The 1,363-nt window shown below is 70.2% G+C and carries 1 protein-coding gene; it reads left to right on the plus strand.

Annotated elements, in window-relative coordinates; translation table 11 throughout:
* Nucleotides 1-1,363: phytoene desaturase family protein (crtI, locus tag MIC448_RS11215; protein WP_036299623.1), on the plus strand; the 1,363-nt coding region annotated here is incomplete at both ends.

The following is a 1,363-nucleotide window of genomic DNA, read 5'->3' on the forward strand; positions in this document are numbered from 1 at the left end:
TTCCGCCTGCTCGGCACGAGCGCCGAGCGCGAGCTCGATCTCGTCCCCCTCGACCCCGCCTACCGCGTCTACACCGAGGGCGAGCCCGAACCCCTCGAGATCCACTCGGGCGTCGAGCCCGTCGCCGAGCTCTTCGAGGACATCGAGCCGGGCGCGGGTGCCGCGATCCGCGACTACCTCGCGTCGGCTCAGGACGCCTACGAACTCGCGGTCTCGCGATTCCTCTACGACTCGTATGCCTCCACGAAGGGCCTGCGTGACCCTGCTCTGCTGCGCCGGCTGCCGCAACTCCTCCCCCTGCTGACCCGCCCCCTCCACCGACACATCGAGAGTCGCTTCGCTGACCCGCGTCTGCGTCAGGTGCTCGGCTACCCCGCCGTGTTCCTGGGTGGTTCGCCGTTCGACGTGCCGAGCCTCTACCACCTGATGAGCCACCTCGACCTGGGCGACTCGGTGGCCTACCCGATGGGCGGCTTCACGACCGTGATCGAGGCCGTGGCGCGCCTCGCGCGCGAGCGGGGTGTGACGATCGAGACCGGCACACCGGTCGTCTCGATCGAGACCGCCGGGTCGCGCGCGGTCGGCGTGCGGGTTCAGGATGCCTCGGGAACGACGCGTTTCGTGCCCGCCGACCTCGTCGTGGGCGCGGGGGATCTCCACCACCTCGAGACCGAGCTGCTGCCCCCGGAGCGCCAGACGTATCCGGAGTCGTGGTGGAAGAAGCGCACACCCAGCCCGGGTGCCCTGCTGCTGCTGCTCGGCGTCGAGGGCGAACTGCCGCGTCTCGCGCACCACACGCTGGTGTTCACGAAGGACTGGCGCGGCAACTTCGACGCGATCTTCGGGGACGAACCGTACGTGCCCGATCCCGCGTCGCTGTACGTGTGCCGACCGAGCGCCACCGACCCTTCGGTCGCCCCGGCGGGCCACGAGAACCTGTTCGTGCTCGTTCCGATGCCGGCGGATGTGGCCCTCGGCCACGGTGGCGTGGACGGGGCGGGAGACCCCCGCATCGAAGCCGCGGCCGATGCCGTCGTCGAGCAGATCGCTGCATGGACGGGCATCCCCGACCTCGCGGACCGGATCGTCGTCCGCCGCACCACCGCCCCCGCCGACTTCGCGAGCGACCTGCACACGTGGCGCGGCAACTCGCTCGGGCTGTCCCACACCCTGCTGCAGAGCGCTGTATTCCGTCCGCGGAATGCCTCGCGCAAGGTCGACGGATTGCTATACGCGGGCGCAGACGTCCTCCCCGGTATCGGCCTGCCGATGTGCCTGATCTCGGCAGAACTCGTCCTCAAGCGGGTCCGTGGCGACGACGGGGCGGGGAGGGTAAGCGAGCCAGTTTTCGATGCCGTGGCAG

Origin of the sequence: Microbacterium sp. C448, from assembly GCF_000582705.2 — a bacterium.
Taxonomy (GTDB): Bacteria; Actinomycetota; Actinomycetes; order Actinomycetales; family Microbacteriaceae; genus Microbacterium; species Microbacterium lacus_A.